Source organism: Mycobacterium sp. G7A2 (genome assembly GCF_041902445.1).
Classification (GTDB): domain Bacteria; phylum Actinomycetota; class Actinomycetes; order Mycobacteriales; family Mycobacteriaceae; genus Mycobacterium.
In genome coordinates this window covers 1471471-1490675 of sequence record NZ_CP169251.1, presented here as the reverse complement: position 1 = coordinate 1490675, position 19205 = coordinate 1471471, and the positions used below count along the sequence as shown (strand labels likewise).

At 67.7% G+C, this 19205-nt stretch carries 22 protein-coding genes; 14 read left to right on the top strand and 8 right to left on the bottom strand.

Going from position 1 to position 19205, the window contains the following annotated elements:
* Nucleotides 1-36 precede the first annotated feature (36 nt).
* A complete protein-coding gene (locus ACEWX3_RS07285; RefSeq protein WP_163678324.1) occupies nucleotides 37-459 on the bottom strand; it encodes a nitroreductase family deazaflavin-dependent oxidoreductase in 423 nt (140 codons plus the stop codon).
* A 104-nt stretch (nucleotides 460-563) separates the two neighbouring features.
* On the opposite strand from ACEWX3_RS07285, the gene ACEWX3_RS07280 reads away from it, so the two are divergent.
* Both ACEWX3_RS07280 and ACEWX3_RS07275 read left to right on the top strand, forming a co-directional pair.
* On the top strand, nucleotides 564-1355 hold the full coding sequence (locus ACEWX3_RS07280) for a M15 family metallopeptidase (protein WP_374159039.1): 792 nt from the start codon (nucleotides 564-566) through the stop codon (nucleotides 1353-1355).
* Between the two features lie 148 nt (nucleotides 1356-1503).
* Nucleotides 1504-1923 (top strand): ChaB family protein, encoded by a 420-nt coding sequence (locus ACEWX3_RS07275; protein ID WP_374159038.1) that lies wholly within the window; start codon nucleotides 1504-1506, stop codon nucleotides 1921-1923.
* A gap of 98 nt (nucleotides 1924-2021) precedes the next feature.
* On the opposite strand, the gene ACEWX3_RS07270 is transcribed toward ACEWX3_RS07275, so the two are convergent.
* Nucleotides 2022-3668: an alkaline phosphatase D family protein gene (locus tag ACEWX3_RS07270; RefSeq protein ID WP_374159037.1), complete on the bottom strand. Its 1647-nt coding sequence runs from the start codon at nucleotides 3666-3668 to the stop codon at nucleotides 2022-2024.
* 132 nt (nucleotides 3669-3800) lie between these two features.
* Between ACEWX3_RS07270 and ACEWX3_RS07265 the strand changes: the two genes are divergently transcribed.
* From ACEWX3_RS07265 to ACEWX3_RS07240, 6 genes are all read left to right on the top strand, one after another.
* Nucleotides 3801-4436, top strand: a complete 636-nt coding sequence (locus tag ACEWX3_RS07265) for a hypothetical protein (RefSeq protein WP_374159036.1) — start codon at nucleotides 3801-3803, stop codon at nucleotides 4434-4436.
* On the top strand, nucleotides 4433-4855 hold the full coding sequence (gene trxA, locus ACEWX3_RS07260; RefSeq protein ID WP_207065831.1) for a thioredoxin: 423 nt from the start codon (nucleotides 4433-4435) through the stop codon (nucleotides 4853-4855). The genes ACEWX3_RS07265 and trxA overlap by 4 nt, the downstream gene beginning before the upstream one ends.
* A gap of 66 nt (nucleotides 4856-4921) precedes the next feature.
* Nucleotides 4922-5404, top strand: coding sequence for a MarR family winged helix-turn-helix transcriptional regulator (locus ACEWX3_RS07255; protein WP_374159035.1), 483 nt, complete (start codon nucleotides 4922-4924; stop codon nucleotides 5402-5404).
* 22 nt (nucleotides 5405-5426) lie between these two features.
* A complete protein-coding gene (locus ACEWX3_RS07250; RefSeq protein WP_221354870.1) occupies nucleotides 5427-5843 on the top strand; it encodes a DUF5313 domain-containing protein in 417 nt (138 codons plus the stop codon).
* A gap of 132 nt (nucleotides 5844-5975) precedes the next feature.
* Nucleotides 5976-6674, top strand: a complete 699-nt coding sequence (locus ACEWX3_RS07245; RefSeq protein ID WP_374159034.1) for a hypothetical protein — start codon at nucleotides 5976-5978, stop codon at nucleotides 6672-6674.
* A 53-nt stretch (nucleotides 6675-6727) separates the two neighbouring features.
* The gene (locus ACEWX3_RS07240; RefSeq protein ID WP_374159033.1) at nucleotides 6728-7543 is read left to right on the top strand and encodes an alpha/beta fold hydrolase; all 816 of its coding nucleotides are present in this window, start codon (nucleotides 6728-6730) and stop codon (nucleotides 7541-7543) included.
* Between the two features lie 13 nt (nucleotides 7544-7556).
* On the opposite strand, the gene ACEWX3_RS07235 is transcribed toward ACEWX3_RS07240, so the two are convergent.
* The 3 genes from ACEWX3_RS07235 to ACEWX3_RS07225 are packed head-to-tail and all read right to left on the bottom strand — an operon-like array spanning nucleotide 7557 to nucleotide 9681.
* Nucleotides 7557-8330: an SDR family NAD(P)-dependent oxidoreductase gene (locus ACEWX3_RS07235; RefSeq protein WP_374159032.1), complete on the bottom strand. Its 774-nt coding sequence runs from the start codon at nucleotides 8328-8330 to the stop codon at nucleotides 7557-7559.
* Complete coding sequence (locus ACEWX3_RS07230; protein WP_374159031.1) at nucleotides 8327-8815, bottom strand: nuclear transport factor 2 family protein; 489 nt, start codon at nucleotides 8813-8815, stop codon at nucleotides 8327-8329. Before ACEWX3_RS07230 ends, ACEWX3_RS07235 begins: the two co-directional genes overlap by 4 nt.
* The gene (locus ACEWX3_RS07225) at nucleotides 8812-9681 is read right to left on the bottom strand and encodes an LLM class F420-dependent oxidoreductase (RefSeq protein WP_374159030.1); all 870 of its coding nucleotides are present in this window, start codon (nucleotides 9679-9681) and stop codon (nucleotides 8812-8814) included. The genes ACEWX3_RS07230 and ACEWX3_RS07225 overlap by 4 nt, the downstream gene beginning before the upstream one ends.
* Nucleotides 9682-9790: 109 nt before the next feature.
* On the opposite strand from ACEWX3_RS07225, the gene ACEWX3_RS07220 reads away from it, so the two are divergent.
* The gene (locus tag ACEWX3_RS07220) at nucleotides 9791-10513 is read left to right on the top strand and encodes an IclR family transcriptional regulator (RefSeq protein WP_374159029.1); all 723 of its coding nucleotides are present in this window, start codon (nucleotides 9791-9793) and stop codon (nucleotides 10511-10513) included.
* Here ACEWX3_RS07220 and ACEWX3_RS07215 read toward each other — a convergent pair.
* Nucleotides 10510-11301, bottom strand: coding sequence for an SDR family NAD(P)-dependent oxidoreductase (locus tag ACEWX3_RS07215; RefSeq protein WP_374159028.1), 792 nt, complete (start codon nucleotides 11299-11301; stop codon nucleotides 10510-10512). The two genes, ACEWX3_RS07220 and ACEWX3_RS07215, sit on opposite strands and share 4 nt — an antisense overlap.
* Nucleotides 11302-11398: 97 nt before the next feature.
* Between ACEWX3_RS07215 and ACEWX3_RS07210 the strand changes: the two genes are divergently transcribed.
* Both ACEWX3_RS07210 and ACEWX3_RS07205 read left to right on the top strand, forming a co-directional pair.
* Nucleotides 11399-11980 (top strand): TetR family transcriptional regulator, encoded by a 582-nt coding sequence (locus tag ACEWX3_RS07210; protein ID WP_374159027.1) that lies wholly within the window; start codon nucleotides 11399-11401, stop codon nucleotides 11978-11980.
* Nucleotides 11981-12061: 81 nt separating this feature from the next.
* On the top strand, nucleotides 12062-12544 hold the full coding sequence (locus tag ACEWX3_RS07205; RefSeq protein WP_374159026.1) for a hypothetical protein: 483 nt from the start codon (nucleotides 12062-12064) through the stop codon (nucleotides 12542-12544).
* A gap of 13 nt (nucleotides 12545-12557) precedes the next feature.
* Here ACEWX3_RS07205 and ACEWX3_RS07200 read toward each other — a convergent pair whose 3' ends face one another.
* Nucleotides 12558-14348 (bottom strand): hypothetical protein, encoded by a 1791-nt coding sequence (locus ACEWX3_RS07200; protein ID WP_374159025.1) that lies wholly within the window; start codon nucleotides 14346-14348, stop codon nucleotides 12558-12560.
* A 199-nt stretch (nucleotides 14349-14547) separates the two neighbouring features.
* A complete protein-coding gene (locus tag ACEWX3_RS07195; RefSeq protein ID WP_374159024.1) occupies nucleotides 14548-15255 on the bottom strand; it encodes a TetR/AcrR family transcriptional regulator in 708 nt (235 codons plus the stop codon).
* Between the two features lie 112 nt (nucleotides 15256-15367).
* On the opposite strand from ACEWX3_RS07195, the gene ACEWX3_RS07190 reads away from it, so the two are divergent.
* From ACEWX3_RS07190 to ACEWX3_RS07180, 3 genes are all read left to right on the top strand, one after another.
* A complete protein-coding gene (locus ACEWX3_RS07190) occupies nucleotides 15368-16216 on the top strand; it encodes a lysophospholipid acyltransferase family protein (protein ID WP_374159023.1) in 849 nt (282 codons plus the stop codon).
* 170 nt (nucleotides 16217-16386) lie between these two features.
* Nucleotides 16387-17316, top strand: coding sequence for an NAD(P)/FAD-dependent oxidoreductase (locus tag ACEWX3_RS07185; protein ID WP_374159022.1), 930 nt, complete (start codon nucleotides 16387-16389; stop codon nucleotides 17314-17316).
* A 466-nt stretch (nucleotides 17317-17782) separates the two neighbouring features.
* The gene (locus tag ACEWX3_RS07180) at nucleotides 17783-19087 is read left to right on the top strand and encodes a PE-PPE domain-containing protein (RefSeq protein ID WP_374159021.1); all 1305 of its coding nucleotides are present in this window, start codon (nucleotides 17783-17785) and stop codon (nucleotides 19085-19087) included.
* Nucleotides 19088-19205: the final 118 nt, after the last annotated feature.

The following is a 19205-nucleotide window of genomic DNA, read 5'->3' as shown; positions in this document are numbered from 1 at the left end:
GGGCAGGAGCCGAACCCCGACCTCAGCCGCGGACCGTCACTCGACGATGAAGACCGGAATCTGGCGGTCGGTCTTGGTCTGGTATTCGGCGTAGGGCGGATAGGCCTCCACCGCCAACTTCCACCAGTGCTCGCGCTCGTCGCCCTCGAGCTCGCGGGCCGTCATCTCCGACACCTCGGTGCCGTCTTGGACCGTCACCGCCGGGTTGGCCTTCACGTTGTGGTACCAGGCCGGGTGCTTCGGGTCGCCGCCCTTGGAGGCGACCATGGCATAGCGTCCGTTCTCCTCGACACGCATGAGGGGCACGTAGCGCTTCTGCCCGGACTTGACGCCGGTGGTGGTGAACAGGACGACGGGACGGTCGAAGACCTCGACGCCTTCGGTGGTGCCCTGTTCGAGGATGCGTTGCGTCTGCTCGCGAACCCAGTCGGTGGGGCTCAGCTCCGGTTGCTCAGTCACGCCCTGATTAAACGCGCTCGCGCGGGCCGCGTATTCCGGAACGGGTCTTTCAGTTCTTCGCCCACGCGGCGGCGGGGCCGGCGCGCAGATGCTGTGATGGAGTCATGACGACCTCGCTTCGACTGGTGGCGATGACCGTGGCCGCGCTGCTGCCCGGGGTGTGCGCGCCTCAGGCCGCTGCTCAACCCGATGCGGCCGCACCAGCGGACTTCGTCTCGCTGAGCGAGGTGGCGCCGTCCATCCTGCAGGACATTCGTTATGACACCGCGCACAACTTCACCGGTGAGCCCGTCGACGGCTACCAGGCGGCGATGTGCATCCTGACGCGCCCGGCGGCCGAGGCGCTGGCACGCGCCCAGGAGGTCTTCGTCGCGCAGGGCTATTCGCTGAAGGTCTACGACTGCTACCGCCCGCAGCAGGCCGTCGACGACTTCGTCGCCTGGGCCGCGGATCCGTCCGCACAACAGATGAAGGGCGAGTTCTACCCGTGGGTCGACAAGTCCCAGCTCTTCGCCGACGGCTACATCGCTGAACAGTCGGGGCACAGCCGCGGCAGCACTGTCGACCTCACCCTGGTCGCTCTGCCCGCGCAACCTCAACCGGCCTACGACCCCGGCGAGCCGTTGTCGGCGTGCACGGCGCCGGCACCTCGCCGGTTTCCCGACAACACCATCGACATGGGCACCGGCTACGACTGTTTCGACCCGTCGGCGCACACGTTGGCGGATGGAATCCAGGGTGAGCAGTTGACCAATCGACTACTGCTGAAGAAGGTTCTCGAGAGTCAGGGCCTCCAGAACTATCCCAACGAGTGGTGGCATTACACCTTCACACCCGAACCGTACCCGGACACCTACTTCGACTTCCCGGTCGCGCCGTCGTCCCTCGCCCGCTGAGACGCCAACGTCAAGCGGGGCGTTTAGCTGCACAGATGCCCGGGAATGCGACATGGCGAGCCCCGCCACGGGGGTTGAACAGATCTGCCCGGTGGGTGATGTCACCGGGCGGCGCCGTACGACCGATCGATACCGGAGGGCAGAAACCATGCCGATGACCAAGAAGAACGGCAAGCCGAAGAAGAGCGAATTGCCGAGCACACTGAAGAAGTCGGGCAAGAAGGCGCAGCGCACCTTCGCCAAGGCCCACGACGCAGCCGCCGAGGAGTACGGCGACGCCGAGCGCGCCCACCGCGTCGCGTACAGCACGCTGAAGCGCAAGTTCGAGAAGATCGGCGATCACTGGGAGAAGAAGGACAAGAAGGGTCCGTCGGATCAGCGTGCGCGCAGCGGCGGCCCGAACGCCAAGGGCAAGACCGCCGAGGGCGTGAACGCGAACGCGACCAAGAAGCACCTCACCGAGGTGGCCCGCCGACTCGACATCCCGGGCCGCTCCAAGATGGACAAGGGCGAGTTGGTGTCCGCGATCAAGAAGGCGAACCGGCGCCAGACCGCACAGTCTCGCTGAGGTCTGACGGCGAAATAGCCCGACCACCCGCTGACGAGTCCAGCGGCCAGAAGCCGTTGACCGGCGCGACCGCGAAATGCCGGTGAGGGCAGCGCCTGTCAGCGCAATTTGTGCTCGACAACGGTGGTGAGTCGTTGTTTGCGCACGGCCCCGGACACTTCCTCGAGCCGTACCCCGACTTCGTCGCCGGCGATCTCGAGGGTGCCGATCTGATTGCGGAAGTGCAGGCCAGTCGCCTCGCGCCACCGCAATCTCGGGGCGCTGATCCCGGCACTTCTGGCCAGTACCCGTCCCGCCGCCGCGGCAACGCGAGTGTGGCCCAGAACTTGCAGCAGCCGCTCGCCGAGCTGCAGATCTTTGCGCAGTCCCGAGCAGACCACCTGCCATACCGCTGTCGGGGACGTCGACGTGGCCTCGTCGGGTAACTGGACTTCGCTGACCCAACAGTGGTGGACGTCGCCACCGAGCAGCACGATCGATTGCGGTGGCGTGCCCCGCCGTCCGTGGGCGCTGTCGATCACCAGGGACTCCATGTCACGGAAGCTGCGCTGGAACACCGCCCAATGGTCGAGGTGGCCCTTCATGCGTGCCTGCTCGCCGAGGCCGCGCATCCGCTGCCCCCACGCTCCGTCGGCGACGGCTTCCGACCAGCCCTCGATGTCGTGGATGCCGTAGGGCATCAATACCGGCAACGACGAGGCGAGGATCAGGTGCCGGTAGTCGCCGTCGACTCGCGACGTGACCCAGTCCCACTCGTCGTCGGTGACCATCGAGCGTTGTCCTGGCTTCAGTTGCCGGCCGGTCCGTGAATCCACGACCACCAGGCGCGTGTCGCCGAAGTCGCGGCAATAGCTGAACCGGGAGCGGCCTTCGTCGCTCTCGGCGTCCTTGGCCATCTGGCGCAGCGCCGTGCTGCCATCGCGGGTGCGCCGGATCTCTTGGAAGGTTTCGTTGGCGGCGAGTTCTGCCGGCGTGAGGTTGCCCAGGTGCTGAAAGATCCAGTACGCCATCAGTCCCCCGGTGATCCGGGTCTCGTACCACGAGGTACGGCGCATCTCGGCCAACCACTGTGCCGAGATGTTCCAGCGGTCGTTGATTTCGTGGTCGTCGAAGATTGTCGAGGTCGGCAGCGTGGACAGGATCCAGCGCACCATCGGCTCGGTCCACGCGTCGCGATAGCCGATGCAGTATTCCTCGAAGTCTTCGAGGACGTCCACCGGTCCACCGGCGTGCACCTCACGATCGGCGACCTCTTCTTTGATGTCGTCGGGCACGTCGTCGGCGTAGAGCTGGTCACCCAGCATCAAGAGCGCGTCGGGCCACAGTGTGGAGGGCTGGTTGAGCATCCGGGCGCCGAACGCGCGCAGCGCATCGACTCCTTTCCCTTTGGGGTGCCAGAGGCCACGCCATGTGTAAGGCGCCCGTTGGGGCGCCGATGTCCGGCAGGACCCGAATGCCAGACGCACCGACCTGCCGGGCGGGATGAGCTTGATCTGCGGTTGAGGGAACGGGTAGTCGGGCGGTGGCCACGCCCGCTCGCCATCGAGGCGCACGTCGTACGGGTACTGCCGGTCGGGTTCGAGACCGTCGATGCGGACGATCGCGAAATGGTGGCCTTCGACCTCGAAAGTCTCGGCAGCACAACCGAGGATCTGCACCTCGCACGCCTCGTCGGTCTCCACCCAGACGGTGGCGTCGGTTTGACCGACATGACGCAGCATCGGGCCGACCCGGATTTCAGTCACGTCCCGCGGCTTCCCGGAGAACGGGATGACAAAACTCGCGGGTGGCGGGACGGCGGTGAAGGTCTTGGGCCCGCCCAGCTGAGGACTTTCCGCCCTGTCGAACCGCCGTGCATCCGAGAGACCATGACGCCCATGACCGAGCGGATGCTGATCGAATCGGTGATGCCGCGTGCCGACGCCCTCATCGCGGTGCACACCATGGTGGCCGCCGAGCCGGCCGCCACCTATCGCGCGGCGCGCGACCTCGACTTCCTCACGGTCCGCACACCGCTGCTGACGGCCGCCATGTGGTTGCGGGGCCTGCCGGGACGAGTGCGCGGCAACTCCGCTGCCCCGCCGGCGCGGCTGCAGCTGGATGACATGGCGGCCATGCCCGGCTGGCTCCTGGTCGGGGAACGACCCGGTGCCGAGATCGTGTTCGGCGCCGTCGGCCGATTCTGGCGACCGGTGATCGACTGGCTGCAGGTCGGCCCGGACGAGTTCGCGACGTTCGACGAGCCCGGGTGGGGCAAGATCGCCGCGAACTTCTCGGTGACCCCTTACGGCGAGCAGTACACGCTGCTGAGCTATCAGTGCCGCACCGTCACCACCGATCCCGACTCGCGGCGCCGGTTCCGGCGCTACTGGTGGCTGATCCGGCCGTTCGTCGGGCACATCATGCGGGCCAGCGTGGCAACCATCAAGGCCGACGCCGAGTCCGGCGGCTCGCCGGCGGCGCAAACCCCGGTCGTCGATGCCGTCACACCAGCGGGCAGGTTCGGCCCATGACCGCCGACACCGTCGCCTGCCCACACTGCGGGCAACGCAACCGGGTGCCGGCGGGCGGCCGCGGCAGGCCCCGCTGCGCGAAGTGCCGGCAGTGGTTGCCGTGGATCGTGTCGGCCGGGGACCGGGACTTCGCCGAGGCGGTCGAGAACGCGTCGGTGCCGGCGCTGGTGGACTTCTGGGCGACGTGGTGCGGCCCGTGCCGGATGGTCAGCCCGGCGCTGGAGCAGCTGGCCGGTGAGCGGGCGGGCTCGCTGAAGTTGGTCAAGGTCGACGTGGACACCGCGCCCGCGTTGTCGCAACGCTTCCAGGTGCAGGCCGTTCCGACGCTGCTGCTGATGGACGGCGGTCGTGTCCTGGCGCGCAAGTCTGGTGCGGCACCGATCGCAGCTCTGCGCAGCTGGGTCGACGAGGTCCTGTGACTCCACGGCCGGTGTCGGTACTCACAGTTGTTGCTGGCACGCAAACTGTTAGGGCACTATCAAGTCATGGCCACGACCGCGCGCGTCGACCCGCTGTCCCTGGAACAGCAGGTGTGTTTTGCATTGGCCGTCACCAACCGGGCGGTGCTTGCCGTTTACCGGCCGCTACTCGAGCCACTCGGCCTGACCCACCCGCAATACCTGGTGATGTTGGCGATGTGGGACCACCAGCGCTCCGCTGAAAGCGATACGCCGCTGTCGGTCAAGCAGATCGCCACGACGCTGCAGATCGACTCGGCCACCCTGTCGCCAATGCTCAAGCGCCTCGAGACGCTCGGGCTGATCATCCGCCGCCGCAACGCCGCCGACGAGCGCGCCACCGACGTCAGCCTCACCGACGCGGGCAGCGCGCTGCGGGCGCGCGCACTCGACATCCCGCCGGCCGTCGTCGCCCGGCTCGGCGTCGAGTTGACCGAGCTGGAGCATCTCCGCGACGCCTTGACCCGTATCAACGCCGCCGCGCTCACCGCCGGCGCATTGCAGTCCTGACCCGCCCACTGAAGGAGCCGACATGACCGCCAGCACCCCCAGCACGTGGCAGCGCCTCACCTATATCTATGGCCGGCGTCTGCCGAAGTCGATGCAACGGTGGGTCGCCGAGGACCTCGCCGGCCAGGGTGCCGTGCGCCGGCACATGATTCGCTACGCGATCCCCCCGCTGTTCGTGCTCGCGCCGTTCTGGCTGATTCCGGTCAATCTCTACATGCACCTGGAGATGACAGTGCCGATCTACGTGTGGGCGCTGTTGATGACGCTGGCGCTGAACAAGCCCTGGCGCCGGCATCGCCTCGCTGCGCACGGGCTGGATCCCAACCTGGTCGATGTGATCAAGCGCAAGCAGCAGGCCAGGATGCACGAGGACTACGAGCGCCGGTTCGGGCCACGCCCGCAAGAAGCCAAGTGGCAGTCCAACAGCAGCCCGTTCTGATGCGAGGGTGCGGCGTGGGCTCCGCCGACGCCGGTCGGCGACGCCGCGTACACATCCGCTGCTCCGAAGAAGTTGCCGACGGGGCCGCAGCGCTTCCCCGGAAACACGAGTCCCACAAGTAACAATGGCCACATGGGCGAACCCGCTGATACGCCACCAGTCGATGACGATGCGCACGCTTCAGCGGCGCCCGCGCCCGGGGTGACGCCACCATCACCGGCCCCGAAACAGACGCCGCCGCGCCCGAAGCGTCAGTGGGGCCGGACCGCCGCACGTCAGGCCGCCGCCGTCTCGTCGAAACTGGCCCCGGTCGTGCGCAGCGCAGGCGACCGGGTGGCCGCGGCGTCGGCCACCACACTCTTGCTGGGACTGCTCGGAGTGCTCCTGATCTCGAGCGTGGTCGCCGGATTGACCTCCGACGGCTCACTCGGCGTGGCCGCCACAGTCCTGTTCATCCCGATGCTGTCGGGGGTGATCGGCGCCATCGGCATGCGTTGTCTCGATGAGCGCCGCAGGACGCAGGCACAGCAGGACAACGAGCGCGAGGAGACGCGGACCCTGCAGCACATCGAGCACACCCTGGACTACGTCGATACCAAGCTCACCACCGCGTTGACCCAGTTCGGCACCGACCGCCACAACGAAGCGGTGATCGGCATGTTCCAGGCCAAGGCCGCCACCGAGCTGTATCTGGGCACCGATCGCCGGGCCGACGCCCGCTCCGCACCGGACTCCGAAGCCGAGGGCATCGACCTGGTGAGCCAGTACGGTCTCGCCGAGCTGCTGACCCCCCGCAGCGTCGGCAGCAAGTCGGACCGCACCTGCGCCTGAGGCGGTCGTTCGCCGTGGCCCCGGCTTCGTCTGTGCCGGCCGACGGGCACCACGTGGGTGTTCGCCGGTTCGGCAAACTCGGTGGCCGGCCGGTGGTCTGGTGCCACGGCGGGCTGAGCTCCGCGCTGGACGCCACGTTCTTCGATGCTGCCGGCAGGCAGCGCGGCGCCGAGGTGATCGCCATCGATCGGCCGGGCATCGGGCGCAGCGACTATCGTCACCTGTCGCACATCGGCCGATGGCCACACCTGATCGAAACGGTGGCTGACTCACTCGGCCTGGACCAATTCGCCGTCGCGGGTTGGTCCGCGGGCGGACCGTACGCCCTGGCGTGCGCCGCGATGATGCCCGAGCGTGTGCGCGCTGTCGCCACGTTGGCCGGGATGGCTCCTCTGGAGCACATCAGCCAGGCGTTCGAGTTGGGGCTGTGGGCAGACCGGGTTCTGATCCCCGCCGCACAGGTGTCGCCGGTTGTTGCCGCGACGCTGATCCGGGCGAGTCGTGCCGCGCCTGACCGCTACCTCGCCCGGGAGGTGCTTCGCACGGCGGGGCGCAGGGACGGGGCAGCGTTGAGCGGGAAGCCGCTGGGATGGGTGGTCGGCGCGGTGCGGGAAGCCACCGTCAACGGAGTGAGAGGTACCGCCGACGACTACCGCCGAATCGGCCGCGAGTGGGGATTCGAACTGGGGTCGGTCCGCCAGCACACCACGGTGTGGCAGGGCGACCAGGACGCCCTCGTTCCCGCGAAACATGCTCGCCGCCTGGCCAACTCGCTGCAAAACGGCACGTTGAGGATGGTGGAGTCCGCCGGCCACTACCTTCCCGCGCTGCTTGCCGACGCTGTCCTGCACGATCTGGCCCCGAGATAGGCGCCTGCCCTCGTCAACCGAGATCGGGCGCCCAGGCCACCCCGTTGATGTGGCTGCCGCCGTCGACGAACAGCGTGTTGCCGGTGACGTAACGGGATCCCTCGCCGGCGAGGAACACCGCGACCGGCGCGATGTCCTCGTAGGGGTCACCCATCCGGCCCATCGGGTTGGCCGCGTCGGCCAGTTCCTCCATGCCGGGATAGTCGGCCATGGCCCGCAAGAACGCCTGACTCTTGGCAGCGGGGCAGATGGCGTTGACGGTCACCCCGGTCGGCGCCCATTCGCGCGCAGCAGTTCGGGTCAGCGTGCGCAACGCCTCCTTGGCGGCGTTGTACTCCAGTGAGCCCATGTGCGCATTGACGCCGTTGAGGCTGCACATGTTGATTACTCGGCCCCAGCCGCGTCGTTTCATGGCGGGGTATGCCGCGCGCATCGCCCAGAACGGTCCGTAATAGCCGACCGCCATGCCGTGGGCCACCTGCTCGTCGGTTTTCGTCTCCACGCGGTTGAGCGCTCCCCCGCCCCACGCGTTGTTCACCAGGATGTCCAGCGCACCGTATTCGGCCAGCGCCGCGGCCACGGCGTCCTCGACCTGATCTCGTTGCGCCACATCGGTTTCGACGAACAGCCCACCGACCTCGTCGGCGACGGCGGCGCCTGCGAGGGCGTCGTATTCCGCCACCACCACCCGCGCGCCCTCGTGCGCGAAGCGCCGCGCGAGCCCGGCGCCGATACCCGCGCCGGCGCCGGTGATCAACGCGACCTTGCCGTGCAACGAGCCGGTCACCGGCCCCACCCGTTCAGCCCCACCGTAACCAGTTCGGCCGCCGCGCCGCTGCCGTCGAGTTGGCGCGCGGTGCGGTCGGTGATCTGCCAACGCTCGCCGTTCCGGCGCAGATTCACCAGATGCACCCCGGCGCGCAGGATCCGATAGCCGTGTTCGTCGCCTCGGACCACCAACACCGACTCACAGACCGCGACCGCGGTGTCACCGGTCACGGTGACCACCGGCGGCCCGAAGAAGTGGCAGCAGCCGCGGCGGATCAATCCTTGATGGGCCTCGGATTCCACCATCGCGGCGACGTCGGCGCGGCTGGACATCACCCAGTCGCCGACGTCGTAGGTGCCCTCGGGGGCCCAGAGGTCGGCCGCGGCTGCCGCGTCGCCGCTGTCGACCAGTGGTCCGTATGCGGCGATCATGCGGGTGATGGCGCGCTCGTCTTCCAGGGCCTGAAGTCGTTGTTCGAGTGCGTCGAGACGCTCTTTGCTCATATCGTCTCCTCGGTGATCTCGGCGGCCACTTCGCTGAGCGCGCCGAGTTGTTCGCAGTAGTGCTCGGCCGACTGCGCGGACACTGTGCAGGTGACGGCGGTGGCGCCGGCCGAGCGCAACGTGGTCAGTCGCTCCCGGGTGCCGGCGCGATCCCCCAGCGGGTCAACGGGCCGGCCGGTGGGCAGCACGACGTCGAAGGCTGCGGGGGCGTCCACCCGCGCGAGCATGTCGGGGATCTGCGCCGTGCGGAGTCCGAACGGCATCCAGCCGTCACCGAGCCGTACGGCGCGGCGCAGGGAGCGCAGCGTGCGTCCGCCGACCCAGATCGGCACTCGTGCCTGCTGGGCACAGGGGTGCACGGCGAAGCCGTCGAAGCGGTAGAACTCGCCGTCGAACCGGGGCCGGGTGGTCGACATCGACGCGCGCAGGGCCGCGATGGCCTCGTCGGCGCGCGCACCCCGCCGCGCGTAGTCGGCGCCGAGCAGGTCGAATTCGGCGGCCAGCGAACCCACCCCGACGCCGAGCACCAGTCGTCCGCCGCTGATGCGGTCGAGGGTCCCGTAGCGCTTCGCGATCTCCAGTGGATGGTGGTAGCCGAGCACCAGCACCGCGGTGACCAGCTTCAGCCGTCTGGTGTGCGCGGCCAGGAAACTCAACGTGGACAACGGATCCCAATACGTGACGCCGCGCCGTTCTACCTCATCCGCCGGTACGGCGACGTGTTCGGGGCAGGTCAGGTGGTCGAAGCCGTGCTCGTCGGCCGTGCGGGCGATGCGCGCGAGTTCCTCGGCGCCGGCGTGCTCCTCCCACGCGGAGGACACCCCGGGCAGCTGCATGACCACGGGCGTGGACAGTCCGATCCGCACGGTTTCGTTGTAGCCGTTCGGGTGGGCGGGTGGTGCTTGCGTCTCGGTGATCGGGACCGCTACCGTACCCGGGTAGAATCAATTCTCGTTTCTGGCGATGAGGTGGTGGATGACCGCAGCGCTGAGCGATCCCGCGCCGACCTCGATGCTGGACCGGTTCACCGTCATCATCGACTGCTTCGGCGGCGGCGCCCAGTTGTTGACACTCGACGAGATCGCCGGCCGCACAGGCCTCCCCCGATCGTCGGTGCATCGGATACTCGACCAGCTGGTGCGGCTGGGTTGGCTGACCCACTGCATTCGGGGTTACGGGTTGGGCGTGCGGGCGTCACCTTCCCCGGTCACAGCCGTCAGCGACCTGACGCTGCGCACCGCCGCCGCACCTTCACTGCACCGACTGCTGATGCGCACCGGGGCGGTGGTGCACCTCGGCGCGGTGGACCGTGGCGACATCGTCCACCTCGACAAACTCGGTGGGTCCGCGGCGGAACGGGTGCCCACCGCGGTAGGAGCACGGGCACCGGTCCACCGGGTTGCGCTCGGGATCGCCGCGCTGGCCGCAATGAGCCCGGAAGACGTCGAGACCGCACTCGAACAGGGGGGATCCGGTTTCCGGCCGGGACCGCGCTGGTGGGCTGAGTTGCACCGGGCCCGCGGCGGCGTGGTGGTCCGCGACGGCGACCACGGCGCCGGCATGGTGTCGGCCGCTGCCGGTGTCGGATTGGGCGCATCGGTCGGGATCGTCGTCGAGGCAACACGATTCACGCACCGGCACCGATCCCTCGTGGTCGAGGCCGCGGCGGGGATCAAGAAGGTTCTCGGGCGCGGTTAATCCGAGATACCGAGCAGTCGCTGCATCATCGTGTGTGTCCCCGCGACCACCCTGGCGCGGTCGGGATCGTTGCGCCGGATGACGTCCTCGGCGTTGCCGCCCGCGATGTGCACCGGCCCGTGGGGCAGCCGATCCAGTCCCTCCGCGGCGACCTCTGCCGGATCGGCGACCCGCAGGCCGGGAAGGTCGAAATTCAGACCCACCCGTTCCATGGCGGGCGTGCGGGTGACCCCGAGAACCAGTTCCAGCACGTCGACGTCGTAGTCACGCAGTTCCAGCCACAACCCCTCGGCGAAGATCCGCCCGAACGCCTTGACCCCGCCGTACACCGTGTGACGAACCGAGCCCAGATAACCGGCCATCGACCCGACCAGCAGGATGCCGCCACGGCGGCGGTCCCGCATCCCCCGGCCGTAGTGCTGCACCAACGCCATCATCGTCATGACGTTCAGGTCGACGACCCGGCCGAAGTCGGCCAGGTCCGCGTCGAGGAACTCCGCGCTGCAGGTGTTGGCTCCGGCGTTGTAGACGAGTAGACCGACCTCCAGACCGTCGGTGGCGGCCAATACCGAACCCACTGCCGCGGAGTCGGTCAGATCGACTGCCACGGTGCGTACTTCGACACCCAGCTCGCGGCAGGCCGCGGCGGTCGCCTCCAGCGGCGCGGGTTTGCGGGCGATGAGAACGAGATTCACCCGCGCCTGGGCCAGCAGCCGCGCGAATTCGGCGCCGACACCCTCCGAACCACCCGCGATCACCGCCCACGGACCGTACTTCGCATAGGACACGAGTTGATCGTGGCCGCGCGCGGCGCGTCTCGCCCGACCGGTCCCACTGATCGGTACCGCGTCGTCAGATCGCCGACCGAAATCCGATACTGGTGCGGTGGCGCGGATCGGTGACGGCCGGGCGCCCGCGCAGCCGGCCAGCGACGAGCAGCAGAGTCGGCGGGCAACCATCTTGACCGCGGCCATACGACTGGGCGCGGCAAAGCAACTCGACCGGATCCATGCACAGGAGATCGCCACCGAGGCCGGGGTTGCGTTGCGGACGCTGTACCGCTACTACCCGTCCAAGCACCATGTTTTCGCTGCAGTGCTCACCGAGAAGGTGTCTCTGTTCCGGCCGCCTGCACCGACCGGTGACACTGTCGACGACATCGCTGCGCTGATGGTCAAGGCCTGCGGCGATCTGCTGCGGCACAGACACCTTGCACACGCCATGGTCACCTCCACCCAACTCGTGCGGGCACACTCCGAGGACACGGACGACCCCACCCTGCGTGACCTCATCCTGCAGACTGCCGGCGCCGATGCTCCCACCGTCGAACAGGTACGCCGCGCACGGCTCATCCAACAGACCGCCTTCGGCATCATGACCTGGACTGTCGGTGGCGCACTGGCCGTCGAGGACGCGCTGGCCGACCTCGACACCGCCTGTCGACTACTGGCCTCCGGCGCGTTCTGAACACGTCACTTCCGACGAATCACATGAATGTTGTTTCACTGCGCACTCTGGTGGGAATCGCTGTGAGTGGAGGAACGACACATGACACTCAGCTCATCAACCACCGGTCGGCGACGTCGATATGCCGTGATCCACTCGGCGGCGATCATGGTCTCGGTTGTCTCGGGCACCTTCGCCCTGGTCGCGATGCTCGTCGGTTCACCACTCAGTTTCGGTCTCGCGTTGGCGCTGTGCGGTACAGGGTGGATCGTCACCCACTTCGTCGAGCGAATGGCCGAGCAGGACCGTCGGGCTGCACGCCGCCGGCATCGCCCGTTCGCGCATGACGGTCTCATGGAGGAAGGCTTCGTCGACGCGGACTTCGTCGACGCGGACTTCGTTGACGAGGATTTTCTCGACGAGGATGTCGTGGACGAGGACTTCCTGGACACGGACCTGGTCGACGAGGGCGTCGTGGACGACCGTTTTGCGCTCGAAGCCCGTCGCCGCACCCGATTCGCGGCGAGCCCACTAGAGGTCCGACGGTGCGAGGAGCTGCAGGACCGCCGGATTCTTCTGGTCTGACCGCCTAAACGGTTCAGCCGCCGATGAGCAGTCGGATCGCCGGTAACCGCGTGAACATCAACGAAGTCGCCGCCAGCGGTTGAAACTCAACGCTCGTAGGGGCGATCACGCTGCCGATCACCGCGCCGGTCGCCGGACCCTTGGGCGTCTCGATCGACACCGTCTGGCCGGGGGCGGCGTAGATGCCGGCGCAGTCCTCATCGTCGCAGAGGCCCGTCGTGGGATCGATTCGCCCGGCGAAGATGTCGTTGACCCACCCGGCGATGATGGTCTGCGCCGCCGCTTTGTTCTGCTCGGTCGGGAATCCCTGATACAGGTATGAGACGAGCTGGATGAGCCAGCTTCCGCCCTGCATCGAATCCAAGTGTTGGCCTTCGTCGAGGACGATCCCGTTGAAGCGTCCGGGCCGGTGGCCGTTGAGGGCCTCGTCCACTCGGCGGGAACCCTCCTCCCGAGGCGCACCGAGCTCGAGCACCGGGATGTCGACGCCCAAGCCGTCGAGTTTGTCCAGCGCCTGACCCAGCACATCTCCCGGCGGAGCCCCGTCGAGCAGGATGATGCCGGCGAGCCGGTTGGTCGCGCCGCTGGCGATCACCGCGTCGGCGTAGTACCCCGCCGCGCCCGCGGCCACTCCGGCACCCAGGGAGTGCCCGACCAAGGTGAATGTCTCCGGCAGCGCGGCGCCGGAGCCGTACTTCTTGGCGAAACCGGCGGCCACCGCACTGGCCGTCAGCGCCTCCCGGTCACCGAGAAGCAGATCGGCGGTGGCACGGTACACCTGGTCATCACCGAGCCAGAACCCATCTCGGACATACCGATTCGACGACAGTGTCGGCGCCACGACAATGCTGTTGGTGCGGTGTGCCAACCAGGACGCGGTGTAGCTGTACATCGGGCCGACACCGAGGTAGCCGTGCTGCAGGTAGATCAACCGCTGGGGCGGTTCGTCGGTGTCGGGGTAGTACCAGTCCGCGCGCACGTATCGGCCCTCGGTGATCTCCAGCCTCGAGCTGCGCACCGTCACGTCGGTGCCCGGTGCGGCGATCGGCGGTCCGGAGACGAAGCGGACGGCCACCCCGATGATGTCCATGACCAGGGACTGGATGACCTCTTGAAATGTTCGTGGCTGTGGCGCCGCCATCATCTGCGGGGCGCTCAGGGCCGACGACGTGCGTTGCGCGGCAACGGTATCGGCGGCCAACCGAGCCTCGGACGGGATCTTGGACACGGACTCCGGCTCAGCGGGTCCGGAGTCGCGGGGAGCGGCGGTGAGCGCGTCGGCCTTGCCGGGTTCGCCCTCGAGCACCTCTGGTTCGGCCTCAGGGACGACGGCGTCACCCTCGGACAGGTCGGCGGCTTGAGCCGTGTCGGTCACGTCGACAGTCGGCTGCGATGCGGAACCTGAACCGGACTCTCGGGTCTGCTCCTCGGCATCGTCGACCACATCGAGATCTTCGACGGCGTCGACGTCCTCGACTGCGCCGACCAGGTCCGACTCATCGTCCGCGTCCGAAGCATCGTCGGTGAGCTCTTCGGTGAGCTCCGTGTCGTCGGAGTCCTCGGCGTCGTCTTCGTCAGCGTCTTCCTCGCCGGCGTCAGAGGCTCCGACATCACCGGCCTGGTCGGTGTCGCTGGACTCGCCGTCCGAGTCATCGGCGGCCGCCGTGGTGGCGCTGTCGACGGAACTGGCGCTGCCGCCCGTGGTGTCGGTGTCCGCACTCGCGGTGTCAGCGCCCGCGATCAACGCCGCCGACATTCCGGCGGCCACCACGCCCGCACCCATCCAGACCGACAACTGCGCCATTGCACTCCCAATCTCGATAATTGACGGCCGAGTCAGCGGCCAGCCTCACGCTAGAACACCGCCGATCGCGAGTGAACACTTATGCCGAACATGTCATTTTTGTGCGCCGGCGCCGTGGAGTCCCGCAGCTGACCTCTGCTCGCAATGGGAGGCACGCCTCGTCGTTCTTCACGGCAACGCAGATCACGCAGTAGGCGCCCTAGCTCGTCAGCCGCAACACCGTGGCCCGACCCTCGCTCAGGAAGTCGATGACCGAGGTTGCGGCGCTTCGGGTTTGATCCTCGTCCGCGAGATCGGGGCCCAGTAGCGCGGCGACCGCCTGGCCCAGCACGCTCAACGGATCCCCGGCAGGACCCGGCCCCGGCTCGGGCCCCACCAGCGACAAGGCGGTACCGGTGATCAAGCTGTGCAGCGCGAACGCCTGATCGTCGGTGTCCCAGTCGGTCCGCGCCATCGCGTGGCGGCGCCAGACCGGGAGGACGGCGCTGATCACCGCGCCGGGGCCGAGCGTGTGATGCAGGGTGACCGAACGCGGGTGATCGGCGAGGATTCCGAGCAGGTCGTCGTCGTGGCGCTGAAGCGCAGCCAGCAGTGGTTGACTGGTCGCGGCCTCCAGCATCATCGGGCAGAACTGCGACGGCCGTGCGAGGTGGGGTTCGTCGGCGATCCGCCGAATCAGGTCGTCCAACAGCCCGAGGAAGCCGCGGCCGACGAGCCCGATGAGCAGATCTTCTTTGGTGGGCCAGTACAGGTAGACGGTGCCCTTGCCCACGTGCGCACGCTTGGCGACGTCGGCGACGGTGAAGCCGCGCGCACCACGGGACAGCAACAGTTCACTGGCCGACGCGAGCAGGCGGGCCGCCTTCGTCGACTGCTTCTCAGGCAGGTCCGCTGCCGGGGGGTTCACGGCGGTCAGTCTAGCGTCTGGAACAGGCTTTATGACTGTACTGACCAAAACGGTCGTTTGGTCAGTGGGTCAGGTATCGTGGCCTCAGCAGCCGGGGGGTGAAGGAGGAGCGATGATCGGCGAGCTTGTCGACAGACCGGCCAGGGTGCGATCCCTCGAGAAGGCGATCTTCACGTTCGCCGATGCGATAGCACCCGTCGTCGATATGTCCCGCATCTACGTCGACGGCCTCAGCGCCCTGCCACGAGACGGCCGATTCCTTCTCGTCGGCAATCACACGATGTCCGGTTGGGCCGAGGTGGTCCTGATCCCGTACTTCGTTCACCGCGAACTCGGCAGACGTGTGCGTGGACTGGCCACGCGGCAGCTGGCCGACGTGGGCGGCTTGACCCGCGACCTGCTGGAAGCGGCCGGAGCGGTGGTCGGTGACCCCGAAACCGGCGCTGAATTGATGCGCCGCGGTGAGACGGTGCTCGTCTTTCCCGGCGGCGGCCGCGACATGCTCAAGTTCAAAGGCGAGCAATACCAACTGTTGTGGCAAGGGCGAAGCGGCTTCGCCCGGCTGGCCATCGCCCACGAATACCCGATCATTCCGGTCGGGCTGATCGGCGGCGACGACGTCTACCACAGCGTCGTCGAACGCAACGGCACCTGGGAACGCGTGACCCGGAGGCTCGGCACCCGACTGCACGGGGTCAACAACGTCGGCATCCCCCTCATTCGAGGTGTGGGCCCCACACTCCTTCCCCGGCCGCAGCGAATGTACCTCCGTTTCGGATCCCCGATCGACACCACGACGCCCGCCCGGGCGAACGCCACCGAGTGGGAAGCCGCGGTCAAGCAGCGCACCCAGGCGTCCCTCGAGTCGATCCTCGGCCAGCTGCAGATCACGCGGTCGACAGATCCGTTTCGTCACCTCAACCCTTTCGCCTGGGCGCGAGCCGCGCGGGCCACGCCCTAGGGGCCGCGACCGGCAGTGGGCATCGCGCCGGTCGCCCCGTGGCAGTGCCGCCCGGCCGGGGGCCCGGTGACTAGTGCCGCACGGCCGGGAACCCGTTGACAGTGCCGCATAGCCGGGAACCCGTTGACAGTGCCGCATAGTGGGCGCCGGCCGCGGCTACCCTCGCGGGCATGGCACCAGCACGCGTCGCGGTCGTCGGAGCGGGACTGTCTGGGGCGGCGTGCGCGCAGGCCCTCAGGGAGCGCGGCATCGGCGTCGAAATCTTCGAGCGGGGCCGCGGCCCCGGCGGACGGATGGCCTCGCCGACCCTTCACGGCCGCCGGGTGGACATGGGGGCCGCGTACTTCACCGTCAACGATCCCGCGTTCGCCACCGTGGCCGAAGGGTGGGTCGGCCGCGGCATGGCCCATCGCTGGACCGACACCTTCGACGTGGTGTCCCCCGGTGGACGCGACTCCACCACAGGCCCCATGCGGTTCGCGACGTCTGACGGCTTGCGTTCGCTGGTGCGTGACCTCCTGCCTGACGACGTCCGCTTCGAACGGCCGATCGACTCTCTCGACGAGCTGTCTCACGACGCGGTGGTGTTGGCGATGCCCGACCCGCAGGCCGCCCGCCTGGCACCGGACGCCTGTGACTGGCTGGCGTTCGAGCCGGTGATCGCAGTGGCGGCCGGCTGGACCGAACGGCGTTGGGCTGTGGCCGATGCCGCGTTCGTCAACGACGACCCGGATGTGTCGTTCATCGCCGATGACGGTGCGCGTCGTGGCGACGGCGCACCAGTTCTCGTCGCACACGCCACCGCGGCACGTGCCCGCGCCCATCTCGACCGGCCTGAGGACGCGGTGGCGCCGGTGCTGGCTGCGCTGGACCGCACGCTCGGCGTCTCCGAGCAACCGGTGTGGACGCATGCGCACCGATGGACGTTCGCGAAGCCCGCGGGCACTCACGGCCAGGACGAGTTCGCGCTGATCGACGGTCCGCGGTTGGTAGGCGTCTGCGGTGATGCGTGGTGCCCGACCGGTGCCCCGCGCGTCGAATCAGCGTGGTTGTCGGGACAGCGGCTGGGGCGCGCGATTGCGGACGCGCTATCGGCGTGACGGCAACCTCCCGCGACGTCGGCATCCGGGCCGCCGCGAGTCCACGCTCCGGCTGGGCGCAGACCGTCCTTCCACGCATTTGCTGAAGAGCCCGTGCGGGCTGAGTCACCGGTGCGGTGGCGATGACCCTGCGGGCCAATCACGATGCGGTGACCGCGACGTCAACAGCCACCACGCCCGACACATGACCATGATTGGCGTGCGACTGTGCTGACTGGATTTTTTTCGAAGATGTAATATATTTTCCACAATGGCTTGTTTGCGGAAAATTACAGCAAGCAGATTCCGCGTTTACATGGTGTTATATCAACATAATGCGGGCTGAACCTCTGCAAAGTTGCGTTTGCCACACTCACGTAAATTAGAGAACTAATACTTTGCTCTATACGTGTCTGGATTACGCCCATATGCTTCCGATGCGCCGATCACGGCGAATCTCATCTTCTTCAGCAATCCAGGGGTATACATGCGTATCAACATGCGCAAAGCAGGCATCGCCTGCGGCACGGCATTTGCTTCGGTCGCGTTGGCCGTGTCCACAGCGACGGCCGGTTGGGGGGCCAGCTCAGCATTGGTGATCGGCGGGATTTCGACGCCGCAACTGTCGGACATGCTGATGTCACCGCTGCTCGGCGGCGCGCTGAAGAACCAAGAGCGTGTCAGCGTCAAGTGGCCCGCCGAGGCGGGCCCGTACACCGGACGCGGTGATCTCACGCTCGGCGCGTCGATCAACGTCGGGAAGGCGAATCTCGACGCCCAGATCGATGCGGCACTTGCTCGTCTCGCCAAGGATGCCAACGGCAATGTGCTCGGCGGTGAAAAGGTCACCGTCGTCGGCCTGTCGGCGGGGTCCCTCGTCGTCAACGAGGTGCTGCGCGAGATGGCTGCCGCTGACGACGCCCCCGACAAAGACCAGATCACGTTCATCGTGGTGGCCGATTCCAGCCGGCAGAAGCTGATCGACAAGGCGCGTTACAACAGCAAGTACGACTACACGTATCAGCCGGCTCCGGAGACCGCGTACGACATCGTCGTGGTCACCGGTGAATACGACGGGATGGCCGACTTCCCGGATCGCCCGTTCAACGTGCTGGCCATCGTCAACGCCATCGCCGGATCCATCTTCGTCCACGTCCCGGTGATGTATGCCGATCTGGCGAACGTGCCCGCCGAAAACATCACTGTGGACGTCAACGCCCAGGGCGGCACCACCACCCACTACCTGGTTCCGACCAAGAAACTTCCTCTGGTGCAACTGTTTCCGAGTCTGGCACCCCGGGAAGCGGAGCTGAAAGCCAAGATCGACAAGGCCTACAGCCGCAATGACGTGCCCGCCGTGGCGGCACGGTCGTTCGTCGCCGCTGCCCCCGTTCTGACGCAGGATGTCAACGACGTCCCCGAGGCACCGGTCGAGGGGTCCGGCGCCGACGTCACCGAGGACGAGGGCAGCGACGGCGCGACAACCGTCGACGCCACGGACGTGCAGGGGGATGACGAGGTCAGCCCCGTCATCGAGGACACCGACGAGAATGACGGTGCCGCCGATGACGAGGCCGCCACGGAGGCGACGCTGGCCGACGAGGCCGACGAGGCCGCCACGGAGGCGACGCTGGCCGACGAGGCCGACGAGGCCGACGAGGCCGACGAGGCCGACGGGAACGCTCGCGAGTCGGATTCCGAGTCGGACAACGACAGCGCCGCGGATTCATCCTCCGGTGGGGAGCAATCCTCGAGCGACGCCGGATCTGACTCGTCCGACTCCGCGGAGTAGATGCGGCGAATCCCGCAGCCCGAAGCCCCGGCATTACGCCGGGGCTTCGTGGCTTCTCGGCGACGCGATCGCCACGACGGCCGGTCGGATCTGGCCCAGCGCACGCAGGACAACCGGC